This is a genomic window from Zoogloea sp., assembly GCF_023150065.1.
In the GTDB taxonomy this organism is placed as follows: Bacteria; Pseudomonadota; Gammaproteobacteria; order Burkholderiales; family Rhodocyclaceae; genus Zoogloea.
The window spans coordinates 26,441-32,903 of sequence record NZ_JAKLLN010000034.1 but is presented as its reverse complement, the minus strand read 5'-3'; the positions used below and the strand labels follow the sequence as shown (position 1 = coordinate 32,903).

General features: G+C 63.2%; 6 protein-coding genes. All 6 read right to left on the bottom strand.

Translation table 11 applies throughout. From position 1 onward, the window contains the following. Positions 1-209: 209 nt before the first annotated feature. On the bottom strand, positions 210-1,010 hold the full coding sequence (gene dmpE, locus L6Q67_RS22490) for a 2-oxopent-4-enoate hydratase (RefSeq protein WP_296575348.1): 801 nt from the start codon (positions 1,008-1,010) through the stop codon (positions 210-212). A gap of 20 nt (positions 1,011-1,030) precedes the next feature. Continuing rightward, entirely contained in the window at positions 1,031-1,909 is an 879-nt protein-coding gene (locus L6Q67_RS22485; protein WP_296575345.1) for a VOC family protein, read from the bottom strand. A 12-nt stretch (positions 1,910-1,921) separates the two neighbouring features. Further along, on the bottom strand, positions 1,922-2,350 hold the full coding sequence (locus tag L6Q67_RS22480) for a lipocalin-like domain-containing protein (RefSeq protein WP_296575342.1): 429 nt from the start codon (positions 2,348-2,350) through the stop codon (positions 1,922-1,924). Between the two features lie 48 nt (positions 2,351-2,398). Beyond that, positions 2,399-3,220 (bottom strand): alpha/beta hydrolase, encoded by an 822-nt coding sequence (locus L6Q67_RS22475; RefSeq protein ID WP_296575338.1) that lies wholly within the window; start codon positions 3,218-3,220, stop codon positions 2,399-2,401. A gap of 135 nt (positions 3,221-3,355) precedes the next feature. Continuing rightward, positions 3,356-4,693 (bottom strand): Rieske 2Fe-2S domain-containing protein, encoded by a 1,338-nt coding sequence (locus tag L6Q67_RS22470; protein ID WP_296575335.1) that lies wholly within the window; start codon positions 4,691-4,693, stop codon positions 3,356-3,358. A gap of 219 nt (positions 4,694-4,912) precedes the next feature. After that, positions 4,913-5,917 carry an AraC family transcriptional regulator gene (locus L6Q67_RS22465; protein ID WP_296575332.1) on the bottom strand — a complete coding sequence of 335 codons (1,005 nt, stop codon included), beginning with the start codon at positions 5,915-5,917 and terminating at the stop codon, positions 4,913-4,915. Positions 5,918-6,463: the final 546 nt, after the last annotated feature.

The following is a 6,463-nucleotide window of genomic DNA, read 5'->3' as shown; positions in this document are numbered from 1 at the left end:
CTGCGCTGCAGTTTGGCCAAGAGGTCGGTCCCGATGTTGCCGGGGCCGATCAGGGCGCATTTGATTTTTTGGGTCATGGCAATTCTCTCTTGCGAGGGGGGCGGAGCTGTCCGCCAAAAATGTCCTGGTGCAGACCGCGCGGTCCCCGTCCAGGGAGGTTGGGGAGGCGTACGGGAACCGCGCAGCTGCAATCGTGGGCGCGCCAGCCCTCAGGTAAAACGCACGGCGCAGCTGCCAATGCCGCTGATCGTCATGCGCAGGTTGTCGCCGGCCTTGACCGGAACCATGGCGCCCAGGGCGCCCGAGAGCACGATCTCGCCCGCCTTGAGGCCCATGCCGAGACGGCCGAGGGTGTTCGCCAGCCATACCACGGCGTTCACCGGCGAGTTCATCGTCGCGGCCCCGGCGCCGGTGACGGCCACCTCGCCATTCTTCTCGAGCACCATGCCGCAGGTGACCAGGTCCAGGCTGCGGGCATCCACCAGGGACGAGCCCAGCACGAAGATGCCGCAGGAGGCGTTGTCGGCCACGGTGTCCTGGATGCGGATCTTCCAGTCCTTGATGCGGCTGTCCACGATCTCGAAGCAGGCCATTACCCCTTCGGTGGCGCGCAGCACGTCGGCTGCGGTCACGCCGGGGCCCATCAGGTCGTGCTTGAGCACGAAGGCGATCTCGCCTTCGGCCTTGGGCTGGATCAGCCTGCTCATGGGGATAGCGTCGCCGCTGCTGTAGACCATGGCATCGGTGAGCAGCCCGAAGTCCGGCTGGGCCACGCCGAGCATGTCCATGACGGCCCGGGAGGTCACGCCGATCTTCTTGCCGATGATCTTTTCACCGTCGCGGACGCGCAGGGCCAGCAGCCTTTGCTGGATGGCGTAGGCGTCCTCGATGCTCAGCCCCGGGTGGTCCTCGGTCAGCGGGCTGACGGTGCTGCCCTCACGCAGGGCGCGGTAAAGCGTGTCGGCCAGGGCGTCCGTCAGTCCGCCCGGGAGGCCTGTTGCTGCATTCATGATGTCTCCGTCGGATGTGCTCACAGGTGCTTGTGGCCCCAGACGCTGGTGACGTCGAAGAGCTTGATGTCGGTGTCGTCCGGGGCCACCTCGAGCCCGCCCCAGCCGCATTCGAACTGCAGCTTCGACGGGGACTCCACGTAGAAGGAGAACATGTTGTCGTTCACGTGCCGGCCGATGGAGCGGGTCTGGCGGAAGCCCTGGGCGTGTACCCGGTCGAGGGTCAGCCCCACGTCGTCGATGCGATTGACCTGCAGCATCAGGTGCCCGAGGCGGCGGGGGATGGGCAGGCGGCCGAAGGCCAGGGTGTGATGCCGGGGGTTGCAGCGCATGAAGATGAAGTCCCCGGCGAGGCCACCGTAGTTCTTGGTGGACACATAGTCGCTGGTGACGAAACCCATGATGTCGCTGTAGAACTGCTGCACCCGGCGGGGGTCGTCCACCACCAGCATGAGGTGCCCGAGGCCCTGGTCGCCGGTGATGAAGCCGCCGTGCCCCACCCCCGCGCAGAAGGGGCGCTGGGGTTGCTGCAGGGCGCCGTAGGACACCTCCACCTCGATGCCCGAGGGGTCGGTGAGCAGGCACATCTCATATACGTTGCGGGCGGCGCATTCCTCCGCGGTGGCGATGCGGAAGGGGTGCCCGGCACCTTCGAGCCGGGCACACACCGTCTGCAGGCTGGCCCGGTCGGCCACCTCCAGCCCGATCACCTTCAGGTCGTCCCGCTCGCCGCGGGACACCAGGATGCGCCAGGGGCGGGCGTCGATGCGCAGCTTCAGGCAGTCGGCAGTGCTGCCTTCCGCCAGCTCGCAGCCAAACACATCACGGCCGAAGACCGTCCAGCGCTCCAGGTCGCTGGCTTCGATCTCCACGTAGGCCAGGCGTTTTACCAGACTCATGGCGGGGCCTCCTCAGCGGGTGCGGCGCCAGGTCAGCCTGGCAGTGCGGGCTTCGGGGGTGCCTTCCTCGAGGCGGGCAACCAGCATCAGCTCGCCGTTGCTGCCCTGGACGATCTTGCGGCGCTGCTTGCCACCCTGCCAGTTCGGAAAGATGGACAGCTCCACGTGGTGGGTCACATGCCCGTCTTCCAGGGAGTAGGCGCCGGCGTAGGAGAGGTATTCGTTGTAGGCGCTGGCCTTGTCGGCGTCGCTGGCGTCCCACTGGCCGCCAGTGGTGAAGGGCGTGCGGGGCGACTTGGTGACGAGGCAGAACATGGTGTCGTCCCCGTACTCGATGAAGCCCTCGACCTTGTCGCCAAAGGGATGGACGACGCGGCCGTCGTCGTATTCCTGGGTCCACGACTGGATGTACCAGCGGCCCTTGATGTCATTTTTTTCCATTTGTCAGTCCTCGTCACCCGAGGCCACTTAATGTGGCGGTCAAGGGCCTTATTCGGTCAGGAAGTCGCGAACCAGGCGTGCAAAGCGCCCGGCGTGTTCGATCTGCGTCCAGTGGCCGCAGCGGCCATACACGTGCAGCTGGGCGCGGGGGATCAGCTCGCACAGGCGCTGGGAGTTGGAAAGGGGGATGACCTTGTCCTCCCGGCCGTGGACGATCAGCGTTTCATGGGGGATGGTGCGGATGGCTGCCTCGGGGCTGGCCAGGGCGGCAACCCAGCGCTGCCGGGGGGCCGGGAACATGGCCGAGAAGGCTTCCTGGGCGCCGGGCTGGATGCTGGCCTCGTAGCGGGAGCGCACGATGTCTTCGGTGATGCGTGAGCGGTCGAAGGCAAAGATGTCCATGATGGCGCGCATGTTGTCCATGGAGGGCGTATAGCCCCACACCGCATCCAGGCCGGGGGTGAGTTCGAAATCCACCCCCGCGGCGCCCATCAGCACCAGCCGGCGGACGCGCTGGGGGTGCTGGATGGCCAGCATCAGGGCCAGTGCCCCGCCAAAGGAGTTGCCGACGATGTCGGTCTGGGTAATGCCGAGGGCGTCCAGCAGGCCCACCGCCTGGGCGACCCAGCGTTCCGCCGAGTAGTGCCCGTCCGGGGCCCGGTCGCTGTAGCCGAAGCCGAGCATGTCGGGCACGATCACCCGGCAGCTCCTGGCCAGCTCGGGCATGGCCAGGCGCCAGTTCACAAAGCCGCTCACGCCCGGGCCGGAGCCGTGGATCATGAGCACCGGGCGGCCTTCGCCCAGGTCGTGGTAATTCGTCTTTATGCCATCGATGTCGATGGAAAGTGAGATTTCCGGGTTCTGCTGCATAGGTGCTGGAATCCTGTGTGAACGTGGGTGTCAGGCCCCCGTTGCGGGGAGGCGTGGCCGGCCGTCCGAGCCCATGCCAGGCTGGCGGCCGCTCCGGTCGATGACCTGCCCCGGGAGGTGTCCCGGGGGGAAGTGTCAGAAATCGACCTTGTCGACCTTGTAGCGCGGCGGCTTGCCCTCGGCGGTTTCGCGGAAGCGGATGGCCGAGTTCTTGGTCGCGCCGTTCACACCCCGCCCGGGCTTGGCGATGCCGCGGTTCCAGCGCGATGCGAGCTTGCGCCAGGTGATGGGGGAAATGTCGGTGGCGACGAGTTGCTCGTCGTCCCAGCCGGAGCCGTCGGCGTAGAAGTTCTGCATGGCCTCGCGCGCATACAGATCGCAGTCGTTGAAGCCATGCAGGCACAGGGGCTTGTAGACCCGATCGAACTTGTACTGGAAGTCGGTCTGCTCCTTCTCCGTCGGGCACACCTTCACCAGCACTTCCCAGTACTCGTGCAAGTCGTCGGTGATCGGTACGTACCATTCGTACTGCACGATGTGCTCACCCGGCCAGTTCTCTACCATCAGCACGCCCGGCAACACGACCGAGGTGCGGTAGAAGCGGCCCTTCAAGCCCTCGACCTTGAGGCCCAGTGCCGGGTTCTCCATCACCGGGGTCCACTTGTCGGTGAACAACCATTGCATCATGCCCTTCGGCCCGTCTGCGTCTTCCACGACTTCGATGCAATCATCACCCGCAGGCAGAATGCCCAGTGGCAGAACCCACTCCATCGCATGCACGATGGTGTTGTCCTTGTGCACCAGGATATGGGCGTTATCGAAACCGTTCTCGCAGGCAATGCGCCAGTTGCCGTAGCCGGTACGGTGCATGCCAAGGGCGATTGCGTCTTCATCCAGCACGCTGGGTGAGGCCGGCCACAGGGGGTGAGCGAAGCGCTCGCTGTTCTCCGGGAAGCGGAAGGGCAGATCCTGGGCGAGCGGCGGAACGTCTTCGTCCGGGTAGCCGTCCTCGCGCACGAAGACAAAGATCATGCCGGCCACTTCATGCACCGGGTAGGTCGTCACCCCGGTGGTGCCCACCAGCTTGTCATTGGGGTTGGCAACGATGGTGGAGAGCTTGCCGTCCTTCAGGTCGAAGGTGAAACCGTGGTACCAGCAGGAGATGGTCTGCTTGTTGAAGCACATCTTCTTTTCGGACATGCGCACGCCACGGTGCACGCATTGATCCTTGAGTGCATACACTTTTCCTTCCGCACGCCGCAGCACGATGGGGACACCACAGATCTGGATGCCCTGGATCTCGTCCTCGGGGAGTTCGTTGCTGAAGAGCGCGGGATACCAGTGGTTGATGAATCCCCAGGCCGCATCCTTGTAGGGTTGATACTGGCTTTGGGTCTTCTGGTTGTTGACGCGCTCCTCGCTGATGCCATTCGGCTTCTGGATGCGCCGGCGAATGATGGGTTGCTCCGACATCTTGATCTCCCGATTACAGATTGAATGAGGTCGTGGTGAATCTGGGAGACATGGTATTGAGTCGGTCCTTATTCGACGCTCCACCTACTGCTCGGGCTATCCCCTTAGTGCACAAATGAAAAGGCTATTTCGGGGGTGTCAGCGGGGAGCGGAAATGCGGCTTCTTTTTCCACGGGCTTTCCGGGCATTTGGGGTGCAGCCGGAAAGCCCGCCCGGTTTCTATCGTGCCAACGTCTGCGAGGGGCTTTCGCAAAAGCGGCGTTTGTAATCGGTGGTGAAATGACCCAGGTGGGTGAAGCCCCAGTGATAGGCGACGGCGGTGACCGTCGTGTCGGCGGGGGTGAGGCGCTTGAGTTCTTCATTGACCCTGCGCATGCGGACCTCTTTCAGGTACAGCATCGGCGAGGTGTTCCGGAAGCGGCGGAAGCCATTGAAGATGGAGCGGCTGCTGACGCCGGCGTGCTCGGCCAGATCGATGATGGTGATCGGCTGGTCGGCGTTGTCCTCGATATAGCGTTCGATGCGCTTGACGAAGGCGGGGGCGATGGAGCGCTCCTCGCCGTTCAGCTCTTCGGTGTAATTGTGGGGCTGACAGGTGAGCAGGGTGGCGATGACGGTCTGCTCCACCTGGGCCGACATCATGGGTGAATCGAAGCACTGTTCGTCCAGGGCGAGGGATTCGTAGATCCAGCGCAGCAGGCTGGTCCAGCGGTTGCCGGCGGCGCCGTCGAGGGTGATCGACGGCTGAAAGCCGATGGGCTGGCGCAGGGCATGGCCGAGGTGCTGGATGCAGTTGCGCTCCAGGACATCCCGCTCGACGCGGACGATGAGCTTTTCGGTATTGGCTTCGTGGCGGATCAGGGAGGCGCCGATGGCATTGATCACAGAGCCCACCTTGCCCGCCGAACACACGGTCTGCCCGCCGGTGTCGATCAGCTCGCGCCCGCTCAGGGGCACCTGCACGAGGTAGAAGGAATCCAGACAGCCGGGGTCGATATCCACGGCGCCGCCGTAGGTGATGCGTCCGAAGCCCACGCCCCGCACCTTGCGCAGGTGCATGCGGGCGTTGATGGGGCGCAAGCCGTCCACCTTTTTCAGCCGGTTCTCGCAGAAAGTCCGGACTCCCCACTGGCGTGCCTCTTCCACGTCCTGGGTTTGAAAGAGATCCGCCCCGACCATTACCGGAACCGATGCCGGCTCCGCTTTATGACCAATAAGTTCCATTTCAGTCTCCTCCGTTGGAACATTTCGTCTGCTTGCTTGTTTTTATTGGAATTTTTCGACACGCGTCGGGTCTGTATCGACTTCCTGAATGACGGGTGGCGTTGTCCGGGAACTTTCTTCTAATGTCCCGTGCGCCGAAATTTGAACATTGTCCGGGCCAAAAAGCACTCTTGCAGTGCAGCAATTCTTCAATCTGGTGCATCGCCGTATCCTCTGTCGGAACATTTTCTGGAGAAAGCCTGGTAAATCGGCCTGCGCGGTCTTAGTGCCTGATTTTCCTAGGCAAACACCGTGCCGGAATCCCCCGTTCGCGCACCGCCTTCAGTGCAATAAAAGTGCACTCTGTGGATAGTCGGTGCACTTTTCGTATAGCGCTGCAAAGCCTGGTCGAATAAGCCAATTCGTTTTCTGGCGGCTTTCTCTATTTCTCTAGCGGGTTTCTGTAAATCGATATGTCCTGATGTTTCGGCACCCTCTGAAAGCTGCACTTCCGGGATAAGCCCTTACCTAATTTGGAGCGACGTCTTTCGGCCTGATTCATAGGAT